The sequence below is a fragment of the Thalassobium sp. R2A62 genome, assembly GCF_000161835.1.
In the GTDB taxonomy this organism is placed as follows: Bacteria; Pseudomonadota; Alphaproteobacteria; order Rhodobacterales; family Rhodobacteraceae; genus Thalassobium.
This window is the reverse complement of the sequence record NZ_GG697169.2, coordinates 2,528,255-2,545,814: the sequence shown is the minus strand read 5'-3', so window position 1 is coordinate 2,545,814 and position 17,560 is coordinate 2,528,255. Positions and strand designations below refer to the sequence as shown.

Here is a 17,560-nt window from a genome sequence, read left to right as displayed (position 1 = left end):
GGGTCCAGTGATGGACTCAACGAACGGGCGGATCAAGCTATCTTTGACAAGTCGGGCAATAGAACGATGATCGCCCAGACTGGACGATCCGCTTTATTGTCGAGCCGCAACCTACGGCACTACATGGATTTCCTTCCTGATCGTAGACCCGGAACGTGTGTTGAAAATAGCCCAATTCACCATCTGCCTGGCGGTAATCTTTGAGGCTGGATCCCCCAGCATCGATCGCTTCGGACAAAACATCGCGAATAATGGGCACCAACGATTCGATCCGTGCCTTAGATAACTTCGCCGCCTTGCGTGCGGGGTGGATGCCAGCCCTGAACAGAACTTCGCACACATAGATGTTGCCCAGTCCCGCGACGATGCGCTGGTCCAAAAGCACCGATTTGATCGGGCTATTTTTGGTCTTGAGCCGGTCGACCAGATAGGCTGCGTCGAATTGATTGCCTAACGGCTCTGGTCCGATGGGTTTGATCAACCAATGGTCCTCGAGCGTTGCAGTTTCCGCCAAATCCATCGCGCCAAAGCGGCGCGCATCGTTAAACGTGACCCGCGCGCCACCCTCCATATCAAAGACGACGTGATCGTGTTTTTCCGGCGCAGGATGTTCAGAGTGGAAGACACCCAACTGATCGCCAGAGATCAACATTCGGCCCGACATGCCCAGATGAATGATCAGTGTCTCTCCGCTTGAGAGATCTGCAAGCACATATTTCGAACGTCGCCGCAGCCTCTCGATCGTTTTGCCAGTCAGTCGGTCAGCCATATTTTTGGGGAACGGCCATCGCAAATCAGGCCTGCGCACGTCAGCACGGAAGATTCTGCGGCCTTCCATTGCGGGGATTAGCCCGCGACGAACCGTCTCGACCTCTGGTAATTCGGGCAATGCATACTTCCTCTCTAACAGGGGGCGTTGTATCGGGGCCTAAGCGGCTTATAACAAAGCCCAGAACATGAAGGCTGCAAGACCTATGACCGAGAAATTAGACAACACCACGCATTTTGGGTTCGAAACCGTCGCCGAGACGGAAAAGGCTGGCCGCGTTCAAGGTGTCTTTTCATCAGTTGCGTCGAAGTATGACATTATGAACGACGTTATGTCTGTTGGCATCCACCGCATCTGGAAAGAAGCGATGATGGATTGGTTGGCCCCGCGCCTGGGTCAAAGCCTGCTGGACGTCGCCGGTGGCACTGGAGACATTTCGTTCAAATTTTTGGGTCGTGCCGGATCCGGTCATGCCACCGTGCTCGATCTCACAGAATCGATGTTGGTGGAGGGGCGCAAGCGCGCCGAAGCCGAACAGATGTCGGCGAGCCTCGATTGGGTTACCGGCGACGCAATGAACCTGCCGTTCGAAGATAACACATTTGACGTCTATACGATTTCGTTTGGCATTCGGAATGTGACCCGCCCCCAAGAAGCCCTGAGCGAGGCGTATCGGGTGTTGCGGCCGGGTGGGCGGCTCATGGTTCTGGAATTCAGCCAATTGCCCAATGACATGATGCAAAAGGCCTATGACCTGTATTCATTCAATGTGATCCCTCGCATGGGCAAACTGATCGCCAATGACAGCGCAAGCTATCAGTACCTCGTCGAATCTATCCGCAACTTCCCCGACCAAGAAACATTCTTGGGGATGGTCCGCGACGCTGGATTTGCCAACGCCAAATATCGCAATCTCTCGCTGGGAATTGCGGCGCTTCATTCAGGTTGGAAAGTCTAAGTGCGCGGTCCGCACAATATTTGGCGACTGATCCGGACAGGAGCCACGCTGGAACGAACCGGTGCCATGAACATTGTGCTCGATGCGATGGATGCGCCGATGCCTCTTCGAGTGGTGGCCAAGGGACTGTGTTGGCCATTTCAATGGCTGGGCTTCAAGGGGGATACCTCGATGCCCCCAGCGACACGCGCGCTTACCGCACTTGGACCTGCCTACATAAAACTGGGGCAAGTTCTGTCGACACGACCTGATGTTGTTGGCGACGAACTCGCGATCCAACTGCGTGTCTTGCAGGACAAGCTTCCACCGTTTTCGCTCGGTGTTGCGCGGCAGATGGTCGAAGAAGAACTCGACATCAACGTCGACGATATCTTCTCGAGCTTTTCCGAACCAGTCGCTGCTGCCTCGATTGCACAGGTTCATCGTGCGACGCTGCACGACACGAGTGAAGAGGTCGCAGTCAAAGTCTTGCGACCCAATATCGAACGTGCCTTTCGCAAAGACATTGATGCGTTTTATTTTGCAGCCAAAATGGTCGAGGTGCTTTCTCCTGCCTCACGGCGCCTCAAGCCGCTCGATGTGATCGAACACTTTGAAGACACGGTAAAGGGCGAGCTGGATCTGCGACTAGAGAGTTCGGCGGCTTCGGAATTTGCGGCCAACACACAGGACGACCCTGGGTTTCAGCTGCCAAAGGTCAAGTGGTCCCTATCTGGCAAAACCATTATGACCCTTGGCTGGGCCGAGGGTGTCAATTCAGGCGACAATGACACAATTGATGCGGCTGGTCATGACCGGCAAGTTCTCAGTGAGCGGGTCCTCACTCTGTTTTTGCAGCATGCCCTGCGAGATGGCCTGTTTCACGCAGACATGCACCAAGGCAATCTAAAAATCGCACCCAATGGCGACATCATCGCCTATGACTTTGGCATCATGGGGCGAATCGATCCCTTCACACGACGTGTCTATGCCGAGATCCTCTTTGGCTTTATTCGTCGCGACTACCGTCGCGTTGCAGAAGTTCACTTCGAAGCGGGATACGTACCAGCTGATCGTGACATCGATGAATTTGCGCAGGCTTTGCGTGCTGTCGGTGAGCCTATTTTTGGGATGGATGCGACGCAGATTTCAATGGGCCGGTTGCTCAGCTATCTCTTTGAGGTCACCGAGCGGTTTGGAATGGAGACGCGAACCGAACTCATTTTGCTGCAACGAACGATGGTTGTTGTCGAAGGAGTTGCAAGGTCGATGAATCCACAGATCAATATTTGGTCTGTAGCACAGCCCGTCGTTCAAGATTACATCAAGGAAAGTATTGGGCCAAAAGCCCTCGTCACTGACCTGGTCAAGACCGCACGCGTCTTGGCCCGATTTGGTCCGCTATTGCCTCAAATGGCAGAGGATGCGCTGATCCAAGCAAAGACACCACAAGAGGCAGCTAAGCCCACAAAATTATATATGCCGCTCGTTTGGATGGCATTGGGTGGTGCGCTCGTATTTGGCGGTCTTGTGCTGGGTTATATGATCTAGGTATTTGGATTCTTGAGACCTGTGACCGATGCCGTTGGAACCAATGTACCACCTTCAAGGACGAGGACCGTCAAACCACCTTCGTTTCGCACTTCGGAAACTTGGCTGTAAATTTCCGGACTTTCGCTCAATACAACTTCGTCATTTGAATAGCTGGCGATTTCGAATGAATAGAGCCCAGAAGCAACCGGATAACCATCACTCATTACGCCAGCCCATTCGATCGGTTCTGCCGCATTCGGAATGCTTGAGCGGTAGACCTCGTTCCCAGCTTCATCCGACACAACTAATTCAACATTGTCAGAACCAGCAGCAGGTTTAGGCCAGATCGTAATTGGGCTTCCGTCAAAATATCCAGGCGCCACCGCGCGCGCATCCATGCCAACCCAAGCCGCCATTTCTGCCATGCCCGAGAGTTGTAATTGCCCTCCAAGCGCGCTCAAAAGATCATTGGTCTTCACCTGCTGTTCAACGGATGAGAACGTTGCCAGTTGAACAGCGTAGTCTGCTGAATCTATCGGGTCGAGCGGATCTTGATTTTCGATTTGCGCCGTCATCATTTTAAGAAAGGTCTCAAAATCCGAACTGATCTGAGGCTTGATTTGTTCGCCAGCCGGGCTGCTTAATTGTCCAGGCGACTGTAATTGTGAAATATCCATGGGGTTTCCTTAAAGGCGCAGATCTAAGCCGCTATCTGATATGTTTATCCGGTAGGTTGTCGTTGCAAGTGGGATTGGCGATTGTTCGTCGTCTGAGCCATCACCCTCGGCGGCTTCTTCGCCGTCGCTGTTATCAAAACCAGAGAAGTCAAATTCGAGATTTTCAAATCCCGCGTCACCGAGATCCTGTGCAAGCAAGTCAATGTGGCGACGCAGAGCGTCCAAAACATCAGGCCGCTCCGATTGCAGCGCCACCAACGTGCCGTTGTCCGACGGCGTCAATAGAACTCGAACCCTACCAAGCTGTTCTGGGTTGAGCGTAATTTCAATAGAGCCACCTGATGATTGGGCAATAGCTGCAGCGACTTGCTGCGTGATGTGCGATGACGTGACCGAAGGTTGAGGCGACATTGTTAAACCACGGGTCGCAGATGACTGATCGACAGACACAGAGGTCGAAAGCGCAAAAAATGATTGCTCTTTGTCGGCACTAAGTTGCCCCAAAATACCAGCATTCTCCGCAGTAAGGGAGTTTGAAGGTATCTGATTAGTTTGCGACTCTACAGGATTGGCAAATACCATTTCACTTACAGAAGGCGCCATTGCCTGCTGCGTGTTTTGCGGCAAAATGGCGGATGATTGAGCGGGCACTTTAAAATCATCCGCCGCGGGCGACTGATTAAGTGAGACAGAAGTAGAATCAATAAAAAATGACTGTGCTTTTTCAGCGCTACCCTGTCCCAAAATCTCTGGGTTCTTAGCGATCAGGATGTTTGCAGAAATTTGATTGGTTTCTGAGGATTGCTTCAATTGGCGCTGTTCGTGATTTTTGGACATTTTCGGCGCAATTAAATCGCGAACTTCGCTTGCATCTAGGACTTGAGTGTTACCGAGCACATTCTTCTGCGTTAGCACTGTATGACTAACTTCCAAATCGCTTACGTCACTCGACTTGAAAGTCGAGTTGTCGGCAGGAAAACTGCGTTCTGGTGCTAAGTGATTTTTCTTTGGCTCAGGCTCCGCTCCAGCCACAGCCACAGCCACAGCCAGTGGCTCGTCGATTAGAGTGGTCTTACCCAACTCTTTTTCCTCGGAATTCTCATCCGCCGTCAATTTCGCCAATGGGTCAGCTTCTTCGTCAGCCAACACAGGTTGCGGTTCTGCGATTTCAGCATCCTCAGACACCACTTTTAATGCGTCAACCAGCCCTGCAAAAATATCTGCCTCTTCCAAAGATGCCTCGGTCGGCGTCTCAACACCCACCCCACTTCGCGGTGACGCATTAAGAGATTGTGAAATGTATATTGGTTGCTGCATTTCTTGCCGCCCCTTTTTTGAACAATCCGACATTCCACCAAAAAAGTTACGGTATCTTTACCGTTCGAAGACAAATTTGAAAAAAATAGAAAGGACCGCTTATGGCAGAGATAGCCTCAGTGCTTGCCACCAGCACATTCCAGAACCCTACTCGTCAATCGGACGTCTCACTCAAAGCCGCTGCGATGGAACTAGAGACCAGTTTTTTGACCGAAATGCTCAAAGCTGCGGGTGCAGGTGACGCGCGAAAATCATTTGGTGGCGGCATTGGAGAGGATCAATTCACCTCTTTTCTTTTGGGGGCCCAAGCCGAAAAAATGGTCGAGGCTGGTGGAATTGGCTTGGCGGAAACATTGTTCCACGCCCTGGCAGAAAGGACCCAAAATGAATGAGACATTGATCAAAGACGTCACAGAACTGCTAAAAGTCGAACGTCTCGCCATTCTAAGTGCTGACTTTGAACGCATGGAACGGATCGCTGATGAAAAGGAGGCTGTTATCGAGCGCCTCAAGAATACCTCAGGTTTTGGGGTGGATGCACTAGATCGGCTAAAAAAGCTGCAGATCGAGAATAACGCTTTATTGAACGCCTCCCGCGAAGGGATTGTCCAAGTGAACCGCCGTCTGGGGTCTGTGCGTAAGAACGCGAGTGAGCTCGCGACTTATTCGGCAAGTGGTGAGAAAAGTACTGTTGTCACGAATTCAGCAAAATTTGAACTGAAAGCCTAAAAATTGGCCGGCGATACACTTTTATTCCAACCCCTTGTTAGCAAAGGATTAGGGTTTTTACTCGATCGTTAGGGGGCATCTCAAAAAGGTGGCGCAGCGATTCGAAGATCGCGGCACTCGTCAGAATGACGCCCATTCCGGTCACGACACCGGGCGACACTAACAGCGTAAAATGCGCTCTTTTTAAGGAAAAATCATGTCTAGTATCCTAACAAACAACGGCGCAATGGTTGCGCTTCAAACCCTCAAATCCATCAATAGCGATCTTGGAAAAACCCAATCGATGATTTCGACGGGTAAAGAGGTTGCATCTGCTAAAGATAACGCAGCGGTTTGGGCGATTTCCAAGACGATGGAAGCCGACGTGAAGGGTTTCAAAGCGATTTCCGACAGCCTTAGCCTTGGCCAATCAACCGTTGCTGTTGGCCGTAACGCGGCGGAAACCGTTACCGACCTTCTGACCGACATCAAAGGTAAGATCGTCGCTGCCCAAGAAGAAAATGTTGACCGCGGCAAGCTGCAAACCGACATTTCTGCACTGACAGAACAGATCAAATCTGTTGTTGGAGCCGCGCAGTTCAACGGCCAGAACCTTGTCGATGGTTCAAACACCGGTAGCAACGCGAACGGCAACACCGGTATTGATATCCTAGCATCGCTTGATCGCAACAGCTCTGGCGGTATTGCAGCCAGTTCCATCGGTGTGGATACGCAAAACCTATCCACGACGGCTGGTACCGACATTACAACTGGAACCGGCACCGGTTCAGCAGACATTTCAACGCTTGCGGCGAATGGCGGTGCCGATTTAGTCACCATCACTGGTTTCACGTTCCTGGATACAAGTGGTGCTGCAGCTGCGTCCGCTGCTCTTAAGGGTAGCACAGCTGGTGTGGATTTGAATGAAACAAACGGATTGGTTGTTGGTGACGCAGTCGAACTTCAAATCGGTGATATCAAAGGCACGTACCGTGTTAGTGAAGGCGATACGAACGCGTCTGTTGCAACGGGTATCAAGGATGCGATGCAAAACGCTGGCCTGTCTACGGATGACTTTGCGTTTGACCTCACAACCGCGGGTACCCTGACTATTGAGAACCTGACAAGCGAGGCCAATATCGGTGTATCGTATGAGGTCTCTCGTGGATCCGGTCGTTTGGCATCCCTCGAAGACATTAACGTGTCCACTGATCCAGCCACTGCGCTGTCTTCCATCGAAGACATGCTGACCGGTGCGATTGATGCAGCCGCATCTTTCGGTTCCGTCGAAGGGCGCCTTGAAACCCAGGCCTCTTTCATCAGCAGCCTGTCTGACAGCTTGAAGTCAGGTATTGGCGCGATGGTTGATGCCGATATGGAAGAAACATCTGCACGTCTTCAGGCTCTTCAGGTTCAGCAGCAGCTGGGCGTTCAGTCTCTGTCGATTGCCAACCAAGCACCGCAGTCCATCATGTCGCTGTTCCGTTAAACCTGAGTGGGGCGCGCTTGCGCCCCACCACCTCCGACAAATAGTGTCATCACTCCCAAAAGGATAATTCAGTGAACACACTTCAAATGGCTCAAGATGTCTATGCTTCTTCAATAAATATCACGCACTCTGACCGAAGCATCGAACATGCGGCGTTTAGCAAAATAACTGGTCGGATAGCGTCAGCTTCTGCAAATGGCAAAGCTGGCTTTCATGACCTAGTGACAGCTCTTCATGAAAATCAGAGACTATGGACGCTGATAGCGGCAGAAGTTGCCTCACCGGAAAATGAACTGCCACAGGACCTAAGAGCCCAAATTTTTTACCTAGCTGAATTTACCTCGGTGCATACACGCCAGGTTCTCAGACAAGATGCGACGGCAGATGCACTTGTTGATGTTAACACTGCCGTCATGCGTGGTCTCAATTCGCATCAGGGAGCTTCGTAATGGCCGGTCTAGTGCTTAAACTTCATCCAAAAGAGCGCGTACTCATCAACGGCGCTGTTATCGAAAACGGGGATCGACGCAGTAAGCTTTCAATCGTTACGCCAAATGCAAATATCCTGCGTTTGCGAGACGCCATCCACCCCGAAGACGCAAAGACGCCAGTAAAACGAGTCTGCTATATTGCACAGCTTGTCCTATCCGGTGACGTCGAGAACGATACTGCACGGACACAATTGCTACGTGGCATCGAACAACTGAACCAAGTGTTATTAGACACCGAATGCCAAGCAGCGCTTTCGCTCGCAAACGATGCAGTACTATCCGAGAACTACTACGCTGCACTCAAGAACCTACGTAAATTACTGCCTCGAGAACAGAAACTGCTCGCCACAGGCGCTCACTAATGTTTCAACCCGTCCTACCACTTTCCGGATATACAGGCTGGCGGTTTCTTGAGCGTACGTTAGATGTCCAACAAACAGCTTTCAATGAAGCCCCGCAAATTGAACGGGCTACCAGCTATTTCCGTGAAAATATTTCCAAAATTACAACAGCCGAGGCATTGGTAGCCGACCGGCAGTTGCTCGAGGTTGCCCTCGGTGCTTTTGGATTAGACGACGATATCAATAACACCTATTTTATCAAAACCATTCTCGAGGAAGGCACGTTGGACGACGACGCGCTCGCTAATCGCCTCGCAGATAGCCGATACAAAGAATTTGCAGAATCCTTCGGATTTGGGGATTTTTCAACCCCGCGCACAGTTCTTAGCACGTTCCCAGATGACATCATCAATCGATTTGAAGCTGGCCAATTTGAACAAGCCGTCGGCGAACAGAACCCAGACCTTCGGCTGGCTCTAAATTTTTCAAGCACGATGGAATCGATACTCGCCACTGACAGTTCAAATGATGTCCTTTGGTTTAAAATAATGGGAAACCCTCCAGCACGTAAATTATTTGAAACAGCGTTAGGATTGCCAGCCAGCTTCGCTCAAATTGACATCGATAGGCAGTTGGGGATCTTTAAGGAGCGCTCAATGTCTCGTTTCGGGACAAACAGTGTATCGGATTTTTCATCTCCCGACACTCAAGACGACATCATTCGAAACTTTTTGGTGCTAAGCGAAATGGATCAATTCGCGCAGACCTCCTCAGGTTCCATCGCATTGGCACTGCTTCAGGGCCAATAATTGTACCTCGTTATATAGAGTTGAATACCATAGCGATTTGATTACCGGAGGCTTTCGCGCATTTGTGTAATAACTTATTATCGGAAGCTCTTGGACCAAATCAGCCACTTATCGACATCAGACACAAGATACGCGGCTAAAAATTAGATAGCTCAGAAACTTCTAGTCGTTCACTGCAATTATTTAAAAAAACCGTTCTAGACTGAAAGTGGTTACTCCGCTTTATACCTCGAGAAACTTTGCGCTTTAACGAACTCGCCCTTATCTTGATCATACTTGACTAAACAAAGGTGCTCTACTTGGTATGAGAACAATCAAACCTCGAATTTATTCCCTGCCTGTTGGTCAACCGATACTAAACTAGACTTACCCATCATGGGTGATTTCTGACCTGCTCGTACTGCACGCCCTAATCTAGCAAAGTCAGCTGTAATATCTTGGCCACTCAAGGTAAGGAAATTGTCGATTTCTGGATAGGCTAAGATTGAAGCGTCGATGTCAGGATCTGAACCTGAAACATAAAGTCCAGCTTGAATCATCATTTCGCTTCGAGTGTAGGTCGCAAGAAGTTTACGCGCAGCTAGTAAAAGCTTGTTTTGTTCCGCAGTGGCCGCTTCTGGTAAGGCTCTGGATACGGACCTCTGCAAATCAATCGCAGGAAATCGACCGCGTTCGGCAATCTCTCGGTCCAAGACAATATGACCATCCAAAACGCCTCGCATCATATCTGCAATCGGTTCTTCCATATCTGATCCAGCCACCAAGACACTAAACACAGCTGTGATATCACCCTTCCCCTCAGGGCCAGGCCCTGCACGTTCGCACAGGGCCGTAATCATGTGGTTGGTCGACGCTGGAAAACCGCGGAGCGATGCATCTTCACCCCCTGCAACCGCAACCTCCCGATGCGCCTCGGCAAATCGCGTTACAGAATCAAGCAAAAGCAAGACATTCTGCCCTTGGTCGCGAAAGTACTCAGCCACGGCCATTGCAGTCCATGCGCACCGTCGACGGGTTTGAGGTGCCTGGTCTGATGTTGCAGCAACCACGACACTACGTGCTAGGCCCTCCTGTCCTAATACGTTCGTGACAAACTCCATCAACTCACGGCCTCGTTCACCAACCAATCCTATTACAATCGTGTCCGCCTGTATCCCCTGACACATCATTCCTAACAGGGTTGACTTACCAACGCCGGATCCCGCGAAGAGCCCCACGCGCTGACCCGTCACAATCGGTAAAAACGTATTAAACGCTGCAAGCCCAGTCTCGAGCCGAGGACCTAATGGTCGACGTTTGCTTGCATCAGGTGGAGCAGCTCGGACGTTGATCGGATTCACGCCACACATCAAGTGTTTCCCATCCATAGGGGCGCCAAAAGGATCGATAATTCGTCCCTTCCAATGATCACTTGGGTGGAGGCGCACTACGCCGTCGTATGCCACAGAATCATTCATTTGGATCCGGTCCGTGATGCCATCGACCATCGCGACCAAATCTTTTTTACCAATCTGGACGACTTCGGCTCGCAAGGCACTCTCCCCAAGCCCGACCGTTAAAATGTCGCCGGTCCTGGCGAACTGGCTAAGGCCAGTAATTCGGATCTTGTCCTGAAAAATTTCCGAAACGTGGCCGACGGGTCGCGCCAAAGAAACCTCTGCGATATTTCGAGTAACCTGACTGAGGTCCATTTTTAACATCTTTTGCTCCATTCTGGATCTGCAAAGACTTTATAAAGGAATCACAGTTAAGGGTTAGTTGAAGCAACCGAGGGAGAACCCCCGATGTACGAAAATTTAGCACTCTTTAAGACTGCTCATGCCGCGGCAAAACATGCAGGTGCACTGCAAGCTACCGCTGCTCAAAATATCGCAAACGCGGATACGCCTGGCTATACCGCTAAGGCCATCACCCCGTTTCAAGAACTATTTGATTCACCCCTCAAAATGCCGCAACGGGCAACGAAAGCTGGTCACTTCCATGGCGAATCTGGAGGGTCATCTTTCATCCAGACAGTTGCATCCAGTGACGGCGCCAGCAGCCCAAATGGTAATAGTGTCTCACTTGAGCAAGAAATGCTGCGCTCAGTTGACGCTCAGCGGCAGCACAATCGGGCGCTCGCAATTTACAAACATACAATGACCGTCTTGCGCTCATCTTTAGGTCGATAGGAGGTTTAAATGTCAGATTTCTCCAACAGCCTCGCGATATCCGCGAGCGGCATGGCGGCGCAAACGGATCGCTTGCGTTTTACTTCGGAAAATATCGCAAATGCGGACACCCCTGGGTATCGACGCAAAACAACCAGTTTCGAAGCTATCGTCGAGCAAGGTCAATCAACTGGAGCCGTCACGACAGGTCCCATGGTTCTAGACAAAACTGAACTAGACCGAGTCTTTGACCCGTCGCACCCGATGGCAGACGCAAGCGGCTATTACCAAGGCACCAATGTCGACCTGCTCATTGAAATCGCAGATGCCCGTGAAGCCCAGCGAAGTTACGAGGCCAACCTCAAGATGTTTGATCAATCTCGTCAGATGTCATCTTCACTCATGGAACTCTTGCGTAGGTAAAGGACCCTCCAATGGATATTAACAGTACGTTTGCCGCAAAGAATTACGCAGCAACCCGCAATGCAACCTCACCGGCAGAAAATAGTGGGGCCAGTGACGCATTTGTAAAGGTTGCGAGTGATTTTGCTGAAACCCTGCAGAACAGTGAACAAACTGCGATGAACGCGATGACAAGTGGTGCAGATCCCCATGCTCTAGTCCAAGCTTTGGCACAGACCGAGCTTGCTATCGAAACAGCTGTAACAGTGCGCAACAAAGTCGTTGAGGCTTATCAGGAAATCTTGCGGATGCCCGTCTAATGCTAAATGAACAAGTTTTCTTTGATATCTTGCGTCAGGGTCTTTGGATCGCTGTTATGATGTCTCTCCCAATCTTGGCTGTAGCGCTGGCTACGGGATTGGTCGTTGGTCTGTTTCAGGCTTTGACATCTATCCAAGAAATGACACTGACGTTCGTCCCTAAACTTGGAGCGATACTAGCCGTTTTCTGGGTCACGATGGGTTTTATGACCCAGACCTTGTCTTCGTTCTTCAAGGACAGTCTCGTACCACTAATGGCAGGAGGCTAAATTGGAAAATTCTACCTACGCCACACTCACCCGCCAATCGGGACTGATGAAAGAAATGCGTGTTATTGCGAACAATATCGCGAATGCTGCTACCTCAGGATACCGGCAAGAAGGCATCACATTTTCCGAATACGTCGCAGCGGTTGATCAAGACCATTCCTCGATTTCTATGGCAACTGCGAATGTTCGCGAAACATCTATACTGCAAGGCGGTCTCACCAAAACAGGTGGAACGTTTGATCTAGCGATTGAAGGGGAAGGGTACTTTCTGGTTCAAACTCCAGATGGCGATCGCCTTACAAGAGCTGGCGCTTTCACCCCCAACAGCAATGGCGATCTTGTTACTGCCGACGGGTATCCCGTTCTGGATAGTGGAGGAGCACCTGTGTTTATCCCAACAGGCGCAGATTCAATCGGGATTGCTGCAGATGGCACAATCAGTGCGGGTGGAACCCCAATCGGTCAGGTGGGAATCGTTCAACCCAATGACCCCAAAGAATTACTCCGACAGGATGGGGTGATGTTCAATGCACCATCGGGCTTTGACGCTGCACCGGACGCACGGCTGGTTCAAGGGTTTCTCGAGGACTCTAACGTTGATCCAATTCTACAAATCTCGCGAATGATCGAGGTGCAACGCGCATATGAGCTCGGGCAATCCTTCTTGGACAAAGAAGATGAACGAATTCGCAACGTCCTGCAATCCATGAGCCGATAGAGAGAGGAGCACCATGAGAGCCCTACAAATCGCAGCAACCGGAATGGCCGCACAACAAATGCGCGTCGAGGTAATTTCAAACAACTTGGCCAATATGAACACAACTGGCTACAATGCCAGACGTGCCGAATTTGCGGACCTACACTACCAACAGATCGCGCGACCCGGAACAATCAACGCCGCAGATGGCACAGTATTGCCAACGGGTGTTCAGCTAGGTCTTGGAGTGCGGCCAACAGCCGTTTCAATGATCCTTTCGCAGGGTGCATTGAGTGCGACCGGAGGAGACCTAGACGTCGCGATTGAGGGCGAGGGTTATCTTGAAGTAACTTTGCCTAATGGCAATGCAGCCTACACCCGCGATGGTGGGCTCAAGCGGACTGGCGACGGTTTAATCGTCACCTCGGACGGCTTCCCTGTCGTGCCCGACATCACAATCCCCCGCGATGCGCGATCAATTTCGATCAACGCCGAGGGCGAAATTTATGGCTATTTCACCGACAGGGTAGAACCCGAATTGTTGGGGCAATTTACGCTGTCAGGTTTTACGAATCCGCGCGGGCTTGAAGCCATTGGAAACAATCTATTTTTAGAAACATCAGCTTCCGGACCATCAATCGTGACCGAGCCAGGCCAAGATGGGCTGGGCGTGCTTCGGCAGGGTTACTTGGAGGACAGCTCGGTTGATCCTGTAAAGGAAGTAACCGATTTGATCGAAGCGCAACGCGGATATGAACTCAATTCTAAAGTCATCACTGCAGCAGACCAAATGCTGAGTTCCATGGTGCAAATCAGATGAAGTGGCTAATTTCATTACTCTTTTTGGCAGCGCCCGTCTCGGCTGAGACAGTACTCGCGTCTCGAACGATCCGACCACAGACAATCATCGCACCAAGCGACATTGTCCTCCATTCTGCTAATACAGAATGGGCAGCAGATCATCCAGATCTTGTCGTCGGGATGGAAGCCAAAGTTGCGCTTTATGCGGGACGTCCAATTCGCGTTGAAGATGTTGGGCCACCCGCAACGGTAGAGCGTAACCAGATCATTCTCATCACATTCTCCAATGGCGGTTTAACCATGAAAACTGAAGCCCGCTCTCTATCCCGAGGCGGGCCTGGGGACCGGATTCGCGTTATGAATCTGGCGTCCCGCGCAACAATCTCAGCGCGAATTTTGACGGATGGGACCGTCTCGGTCTCGCAATGAGAGGGTTAGCTATGAACTCCAAATTTATTTTGCCAATTTTTCTGATTATGTCCGGCTGCGCGAGAATGGAGTCAGTAGGGCAAGAACCTGAAATTACGCCAGTCCGCTCAACCATTGAACATACTGCAATGATGACTCCCAGCCTTCCACAAACGTTAGTCCAAACACCACCCGTCGCCAATGCATCACTCTGGAGTGGCGGGCGTGAGTCATTGTTCGGGGATAAACGAGCAGCCACGCGGGGCGATATCTTGACAGTCGTGATTGAGATTGACGACAAGGCTGAGATTTCGAATTCATCGAACCGAGCAAGAAGCGGTTCTGAAAACCTGTCTGTGCCATCTCTGTTTGGCATTCCACAACGTGTTGACCAATCCTTACCGGAAGGGGCAACTCTAAGTGAAGCGGTCTCTTTAAACTCGTCGAGCGCATCTTCTGGAAATGGCTCGGTCAGTCGTAATGAAAAGCTAACCCTCCGAGTGGCTGCGACTGTCGTCGACGTCCTTCCAAACGGGGTTTTGTCGATACAGGGGACCCAAGAGGTCCGCGTCAATTTCGAGCTCAGAGAGCTGCTTGTCTCTGGATTTGTTCGACCCAAGGACATAACGCGGCAAAATGAAATCACCTATGACAAGATTGCCTCGGCAAGAGTCTCATATGGTGGACGCGGCCAAATCAGCGACATGCAGCAACCGCGTTACGGGCAACAAATCGCGGATATCATCCTTCCATTTTGAGGTTTTTCTATGAAGAAAATTCTTCCCATCTTGATCGCCCTCATTGGTACTGGAACTGGTGTCGGTGCTGGCTTTTTTAATAAATCAAATCAGGTTTCGAACGAAGCCACAGAATACGCCTGTGGCCCTAGCAGTGATGGTGATCTTGTCATGGAAGAACCTGATAGTGTCGATTCTTCTGATTTTGAATATGCGAAACTAAACAATCAATTTGTTGTCCCAGTCGTGACAGACGGTCGCGTACAGAACCTCGTCATTCTGACATTAAGTATCGAAGTTGCGCCTGGAGAAAAAGAGACGGTCTATCAGCGCGAACCTAAATTGCGGGATGCCTTTATCCAAACCCTATTTAACCACGCCAACATTGGTGGATTCGCTGGCGAATTCACCAACAGCAACACAATGGATATCCTTAGACACGAATTACTGGTTTCCGCCAAAGATGTCTTTGGGAACCTGGCCAAAGATGTCTTAATCATCGAAATAATGCGGCAGGATGTCTAGTTTCCCGCGATCTGCTTCGCGACTTGGTTTCTTCCGAATTTGAAAGCCACACGTCGAGTTTGTTCATGTGACTCGACTCGGATCGTCGCAAGTTCGAAGTTTATTTCTCTCTTTTGTATCTCGATCCATTTCTGCCATTGAATATCAACGCCTGCCAAACAGGCAAGGTCAACATCTCCCAAAAGCTGTTGGGTTCTTTCTTTGAGTTGATCTTGCAAGTTATCCAACATGTTTTTTAGCTCATCTTCTCTTTTTTTGAGCGCCGCAAGGCGAGAGCGTTCAATTTGAAAGTCTAAATCAGTCAGATCAGCCAAAGCGGCAAGCCGGTTCTCGTTCATCTACTTTTCCCTGACATGCGAGCGCGTATCGAGTCAGAGAAGCGAATTGCTGCGGCTACTGCTTTGTAGTGGTCTGGCCTGATTTCTTGCCCAATTTCGACGGTGGCATAAAGGGCTCGGGCGGTGGGTGGATCACTGTGAATAGGTATGGCTTCCTCAGCGGCACGTTCTCTAATTCTCGCCGCGATTTCATCCACACCCTTTGCCAAGCATTTAGGCACCGACCCTCGGCTTCTGTCCCATTTCAGCGCTACAGCAAAATGTGTTGGGTTGACGATCACAACATCTGCTTCTTCCACAGCACCAAGCATCTGGTTCATCGCAATGTCATATCCTCTCTGTCGACGTTCCTGCTTCATTCCAGGATCACCCTCATTGTTTTTGTGCTCGTCCTTGATTTCTTGATCCGACATCATGTTCTTTCTTAAATGTTCCGCATGCTGCCAAAGGTAATCCACTCCTCCAATTATTATGGACACAACCAATACCAAACTGAGAAGTTCAACGATCAGCGTAGCCAATTGCGCGGAAATGAGCCTCGGTTGGGTTGTCATCGACGATAAAATAATTGGCAGCTTGATTGAAAGAAAAACACTGAGAATGATCGAGTAGATCGTGAGCTTTGAAAAGCTTTTTAGAAACTCGAATAATCCTGAACGTCCAAATTTATTTTTGGCATTGGAAAGTAATGAAATTCTTGAGATTTTAGGCGCCAGTTTGGTCGGCGCAAAAACAATCGCGCGCTGTGTAACTAGCGCAACTAGCGCACATAAAGCAGGGACCGTAAACCATGGTGCTAATTGTGTTGCCAATCCAAGGATGACCCATTTAGCCTGCGCCCCTCCTGGCGCCAAAAAAGCGACATGTGCCAGTGCCACTGGTTCAGAGATAAGCTGGACCATTAACGCGCCAAATCGTTCAATCGAAAACGAACCAAAAACGGCCATAACAATAAGCATTCCAGCGTAACTTGCCGAAGTCGTCAGATCCACTGACTTAGGAAACTCACCCTTTTTTCGCGCATCTTCTAACTTTTTCGCAGTGGCTTCGTGTGGTTTCTCGGTGTCGTCCTCAGCCATTTGGTCCCCTAGAAGGTGCACCCATAAAATCGTGGAACGCATCGATCCACAAACCCAAGAGAGTGGGCGCGGAAAGCGCAAGTAAAACAAGTCCACCAGCTGTGATCACCGGAGCACCAACGAATGAAACCATCAATTGAGGCATAGCACGGTTAATTACGCCAAGGGTTACGTTGTAGATCAACGAGGCAATAAAAAACGGTGCTGCTAAAGTAAATGCAAAGGCGAAGGATGCAGCAACTCGACTGACGCCAAAGTCTGCAACAAAAGTAGCAGACAACGGTACTCCAGTCGGAAAGCTGCCATAGGACATAACTATGAATTCAACGACCCGTAGATGAAGTTCTGTAATCATTGCGATCGTGAGCCCCCCCGTAACAAGAACGTGACCAATCGCAGGCTGCGCTTCAGCACCAGCTGATCCACCAAAAATCTGTGACAACGATGTTGATTGGGCGGCAATCGCGCCTGCGGTGCTTAGCGTAAATACAAACAACCGGAGTGACATGCCAAGTAAGAGCCCAATGGAGGCCTCGATCAGCAAAAGACCCACCAAATTTGAAACCTCTTCTGGCTCTGGTAAATCAGGCGCGATCAAGGGAGTGACCAAAACTGTCAAAGCGATCGCTAGGCCTAGCCTTACTCTTGCGGGTACAGACCTTTCTCCCAGGCCCGGCAATACTGCCATCATGGCACCAACGCGCAGAAAGATAACGGCTGCACCAAAAAGCCAAGGATAACCACTCGATGTAAGATCTGACAA

General features: G+C 50.3%; 24 protein-coding genes. 17 read left to right on the top strand and 7 right to left on the bottom strand.

Translation table 11 applies throughout. The annotated features are described in order from the left end of the window. Positions 1–37: 37 nt before the first annotated feature. A complete protein-coding gene (gene mutM, locus TR2A62_RS12680) occupies positions 38–889 on the bottom strand; it encodes a bifunctional DNA-formamidopyrimidine glycosylase/DNA-(apurinic or apyrimidinic site) lyase (RefSeq protein WP_009159973.1) in 852 nt (283 codons plus the stop codon). 85 nt (positions 890–974) lie between these two features. On the opposite strand from mutM, the gene ubiE reads away from it, so the two are divergent. Both ubiE and ubiB read left to right on the top strand, forming a co-directional pair. Continuing rightward, complete coding sequence (gene ubiE, locus TR2A62_RS12675; protein WP_009158674.1) at positions 975–1,727, top strand: bifunctional demethylmenaquinone methyltransferase/2-methoxy-6-polyprenyl-1,4-benzoquinol methylase UbiE; 753 nt, start codon at positions 975–977, stop codon at positions 1,725–1,727. Beyond that, a complete protein-coding gene (gene ubiB, locus TR2A62_RS12670; RefSeq protein WP_009157614.1) occupies positions 1,728–3,257 on the top strand; it encodes a 2-polyprenylphenol 6-hydroxylase in 1,530 nt (509 codons plus the stop codon). It begins immediately after the preceding gene. Here ubiB and TR2A62_RS12665 read toward each other — a convergent pair. Then, on the bottom strand, positions 3,254–3,916 hold the full coding sequence (locus TR2A62_RS12665) for a flagellar hook capping FlgD N-terminal domain-containing protein (protein ID WP_009157863.1): 663 nt from the start codon (positions 3,914–3,916) through the stop codon (positions 3,254–3,256). The genes ubiB and TR2A62_RS12665 overlap by 4 nt on opposite strands. Positions 3,917–3,925: 9 nt before the next feature. Continuing rightward, positions 3,926–5,233, bottom strand: a complete 1,308-nt coding sequence (locus TR2A62_RS12660; protein ID WP_009159958.1) for a flagellar hook-length control protein FliK — start codon at positions 5,231–5,233, stop codon at positions 3,926–3,928. A gap of 101 nt (positions 5,234–5,334) precedes the next feature. On the opposite strand from TR2A62_RS12660, the gene TR2A62_RS12655 reads away from it, so the two are divergent. The 6 genes from TR2A62_RS12655 (at position 5,335) to TR2A62_RS12630 (ending at position 9,071) form a co-directional block, all read left to right on the top strand. Beyond that, positions 5,335–5,625: a rod-binding protein gene (locus TR2A62_RS12655; RefSeq protein ID WP_009160135.1), complete on the top strand. Its 291-nt coding sequence runs from the start codon at positions 5,335–5,337 to the stop codon at positions 5,623–5,625. Continuing rightward, a complete protein-coding gene (locus TR2A62_RS12650) occupies positions 5,618–5,962 on the top strand; it encodes a hypothetical protein (RefSeq protein WP_009159279.1) in 345 nt (114 codons plus the stop codon). The genes TR2A62_RS12655 and TR2A62_RS12650 overlap by 8 nt, the downstream gene beginning before the upstream one ends. A 196-nt stretch (positions 5,963–6,158) precedes the next feature. Continuing rightward, positions 6,159–7,430, top strand: coding sequence for a flagellin (locus tag TR2A62_RS12645; RefSeq protein ID WP_009158105.1), 1,272 nt, complete (start codon positions 6,159–6,161; stop codon positions 7,428–7,430). 71 nt (positions 7,431–7,501) lie between these two features. Beyond that, the gene (gene flaF / locus TR2A62_RS12640) at positions 7,502–7,879 is read left to right on the top strand and encodes a flagellar biosynthesis regulator FlaF (RefSeq protein WP_040820723.1); all 378 of its coding nucleotides are present in this window, start codon (positions 7,502–7,504) and stop codon (positions 7,877–7,879) included. Then, on the top strand, positions 7,879–8,283 hold the full coding sequence (flbT, locus tag TR2A62_RS12635; protein WP_009160521.1) for a flagellar biosynthesis repressor FlbT: 405 nt from the start codon (positions 7,879–7,881) through the stop codon (positions 8,281–8,283). Before flaF ends, flbT begins: the two co-directional genes overlap by 1 nt. Next, positions 8,283–9,071: a DUF1217 domain-containing protein gene (locus TR2A62_RS12630; RefSeq protein ID WP_009159763.1), complete on the top strand. Its 789-nt coding sequence runs from the start codon at positions 8,283–8,285 to the stop codon at positions 9,069–9,071. Before flbT ends, TR2A62_RS12630 begins: the two co-directional genes overlap by 1 nt. 314 nt (positions 9,072–9,385) lie before the next feature. Here TR2A62_RS12630 and TR2A62_RS12625 read toward each other — a convergent pair whose 3' ends face one another. Continuing rightward, on the bottom strand, positions 9,386–10,771 hold the full coding sequence (locus tag TR2A62_RS12625; RefSeq protein ID WP_009157561.1) for a FliI/YscN family ATPase: 1,386 nt from the start codon (positions 10,769–10,771) through the stop codon (positions 9,386–9,388). A gap of 84 nt (positions 10,772–10,855) precedes the next feature. On the opposite strand from TR2A62_RS12625, the gene TR2A62_RS12620 reads away from it, so the two are divergent. Genes TR2A62_RS12620 through TR2A62_RS12580 form a run of 9 tightly spaced genes read left to right on the top strand, consistent with a single transcriptional unit; the run spans position 10,856 to position 15,380 of the window. Then, a complete protein-coding gene (locus tag TR2A62_RS12620) occupies positions 10,856–11,242 on the top strand; it encodes a FlgB family protein (RefSeq protein WP_040820721.1) in 387 nt (128 codons plus the stop codon). A gap of 9 nt (positions 11,243–11,251) precedes the next feature. Continuing rightward, positions 11,252–11,644, top strand: coding sequence for a flagellar basal body rod protein FlgC (gene flgC, locus TR2A62_RS12615; RefSeq protein ID WP_009160443.1), 393 nt, complete (start codon positions 11,252–11,254; stop codon positions 11,642–11,644). An 11-nt stretch (positions 11,645–11,655) separates the two neighbouring features. Beyond that, entirely contained in the window at positions 11,656–11,943 is a 288-nt protein-coding gene (gene fliE, locus TR2A62_RS12610; RefSeq protein ID WP_009157331.1) for a flagellar hook-basal body complex protein FliE, read from the top strand. Further along, positions 11,943–12,212: a flagellar biosynthetic protein FliQ gene (locus TR2A62_RS12605; protein ID WP_009160242.1), complete on the top strand. Its 270-nt coding sequence runs from the start codon at positions 11,943–11,945 to the stop codon at positions 12,210–12,212. The genes fliE and TR2A62_RS12605 overlap by 1 nt, the downstream gene beginning before the upstream one ends. Before the next feature lies 1 nt (position 12,213). Beyond that, entirely contained in the window at positions 12,214–12,930 is a 717-nt protein-coding gene (locus TR2A62_RS12600) for a flagellar hook-basal body complex protein (RefSeq protein ID WP_009158544.1), read from the top strand. A 13-nt stretch (positions 12,931–12,943) separates the two neighbouring features. Further along, entirely contained in the window at positions 12,944–13,729 is a 786-nt protein-coding gene (gene flgG, locus TR2A62_RS12595) for a flagellar basal-body rod protein FlgG (RefSeq protein WP_009157636.1), read from the top strand. Further along, complete coding sequence (gene flgA / locus TR2A62_RS12590) at positions 13,726–14,139, top strand: flagellar basal body P-ring formation chaperone FlgA (protein WP_009160153.1); 414 nt, start codon at positions 13,726–13,728, stop codon at positions 14,137–14,139. Before flgG ends, flgA begins: the two co-directional genes overlap by 4 nt. 11 nt (positions 14,140–14,150) lie before the next feature. Beyond that, positions 14,151–14,876: a flagellar basal body L-ring protein FlgH gene (flgH, locus tag TR2A62_RS12585; protein WP_040820719.1), complete on the top strand. Its 726-nt coding sequence runs from the start codon at positions 14,151–14,153 to the stop codon at positions 14,874–14,876. A gap of 9 nt (positions 14,877–14,885) precedes the next feature. After that, the gene (locus TR2A62_RS12580) at positions 14,886–15,380 is read left to right on the top strand and encodes a flagellar basal body-associated FliL family protein (protein ID WP_009158164.1); all 495 of its coding nucleotides are present in this window, start codon (positions 14,886–14,888) and stop codon (positions 15,378–15,380) included. Here TR2A62_RS12580 and TR2A62_RS12575 read toward each other — a convergent pair. Genes TR2A62_RS12575 through TR2A62_RS12565 form a run of 3 tightly spaced genes read right to left on the bottom strand, consistent with a single transcriptional unit; the run spans position 15,377 to position 17,560 of the window. Next, positions 15,377–15,718: a hypothetical protein gene (locus tag TR2A62_RS12575; protein ID WP_009158947.1), complete on the bottom strand. Its 342-nt coding sequence runs from the start codon at positions 15,716–15,718 to the stop codon at positions 15,377–15,379. The two genes, TR2A62_RS12580 and TR2A62_RS12575, sit on opposite strands and share 4 nt — an antisense overlap. Next, positions 15,715–16,797, bottom strand: a complete 1,083-nt coding sequence (gene flhB, locus TR2A62_RS12570) for a flagellar type III secretion system protein FlhB (RefSeq protein ID WP_040820717.1) — start codon at positions 16,795–16,797, stop codon at positions 15,715–15,717. Before flhB ends, TR2A62_RS12575 begins: the two co-directional genes overlap by 4 nt. Beyond that, a complete protein-coding gene (locus tag TR2A62_RS12565) occupies positions 16,790–17,560 on the bottom strand; it encodes a flagellar biosynthetic protein FliR (RefSeq protein ID WP_223296114.1) in 771 nt (256 codons plus the stop codon). Before TR2A62_RS12565 ends, flhB begins: the two co-directional genes overlap by 8 nt.

What these genes read in the sequence shown, in the direction of transcription:
- ubiE (WP_009158674.1), top strand. Translation starts at nt 975, where the DNA reads ATGACCGAGAAATTAGACAACACCACGCATTTTGGGTTCGAAACCGTC.
- TR2A62_RS12665 (WP_009157863.1), bottom strand. Translation starts at nt 3,916, where the DNA reads ATGGATATTTCACAATTACAGTCGCCTGGACAATTAAGCAGCCCGGCT.
- TR2A62_RS12660 (WP_009159958.1), bottom strand. Translation starts at nt 5,233, where the DNA reads ATGCAGCAACCAATATACATTTCACAATCTCTTAATGCGTCACCGCGA.
- TR2A62_RS12655 (WP_009160135.1), top strand. Translation starts at nt 5,335, where the DNA reads ATGGCAGAGATAGCCTCAGTGCTTGCCACCAGCACATTCCAGAACCCT.
- TR2A62_RS12650 (WP_009159279.1), top strand. Translation starts at nt 5,618, where the DNA reads ATGAATGAGACATTGATCAAAGACGTCACAGAACTGCTAAAAGTCGAA.
- TR2A62_RS12645 (WP_009158105.1), top strand. Translation starts at nt 6,159, where the DNA reads ATGTCTAGTATCCTAACAAACAACGGCGCAATGGTTGCGCTTCAAACC.
- flbT (WP_009160521.1), top strand. Translation starts at nt 7,879, where the DNA reads ATGGCCGGTCTAGTGCTTAAACTTCATCCAAAAGAGCGCGTACTCATC.
- TR2A62_RS12630 (WP_009159763.1), top strand. Translation starts at nt 8,283, where the DNA reads ATGTTTCAACCCGTCCTACCACTTTCCGGATATACAGGCTGGCGGTTT.
- TR2A62_RS12625 (WP_009157561.1), bottom strand. Translation starts at nt 10,771, where the DNA reads ATGTTAAAAATGGACCTCAGTCAGGTTACTCGAAATATCGCAGAGGTT.
- TR2A62_RS12620 (WP_040820721.1), top strand. Translation starts at nt 10,856, where the DNA reads ATGTACGAAAATTTAGCACTCTTTAAGACTGCTCATGCCGCGGCAAAA.
- flgC (WP_009160443.1), top strand. Translation starts at nt 11,252, where the DNA reads ATGTCAGATTTCTCCAACAGCCTCGCGATATCCGCGAGCGGCATGGCG.
- fliE (WP_009157331.1), top strand. Translation starts at nt 11,656, where the DNA reads ATGGATATTAACAGTACGTTTGCCGCAAAGAATTACGCAGCAACCCGC.
- TR2A62_RS12605 (WP_009160242.1), top strand. Translation starts at nt 11,943, where the DNA reads ATGCTAAATGAACAAGTTTTCTTTGATATCTTGCGTCAGGGTCTTTGG.
- flgG (WP_009157636.1), top strand. Translation starts at nt 12,944, where the DNA reads ATGAGAGCCCTACAAATCGCAGCAACCGGAATGGCCGCACAACAAATG.
- flgA (WP_009160153.1), top strand. Translation starts at nt 13,726, where the DNA reads ATGAAGTGGCTAATTTCATTACTCTTTTTGGCAGCGCCCGTCTCGGCT.
- flgH (WP_040820719.1), top strand. Translation starts at nt 14,151, where the DNA reads ATGAACTCCAAATTTATTTTGCCAATTTTTCTGATTATGTCCGGCTGC.
- TR2A62_RS12580 (WP_009158164.1), top strand. Translation starts at nt 14,886, where the DNA reads ATGAAGAAAATTCTTCCCATCTTGATCGCCCTCATTGGTACTGGAACT.
- TR2A62_RS12575 (WP_009158947.1), bottom strand. Translation starts at nt 15,718, where the DNA reads ATGAACGAGAACCGGCTTGCCGCTTTGGCTGATCTGACTGATTTAGAC.
- flhB (WP_040820717.1), bottom strand. Translation starts at nt 16,797, where the DNA reads ATGGCTGAGGACGACACCGAGAAACCACACGAAGCCACTGCGAAAAAG.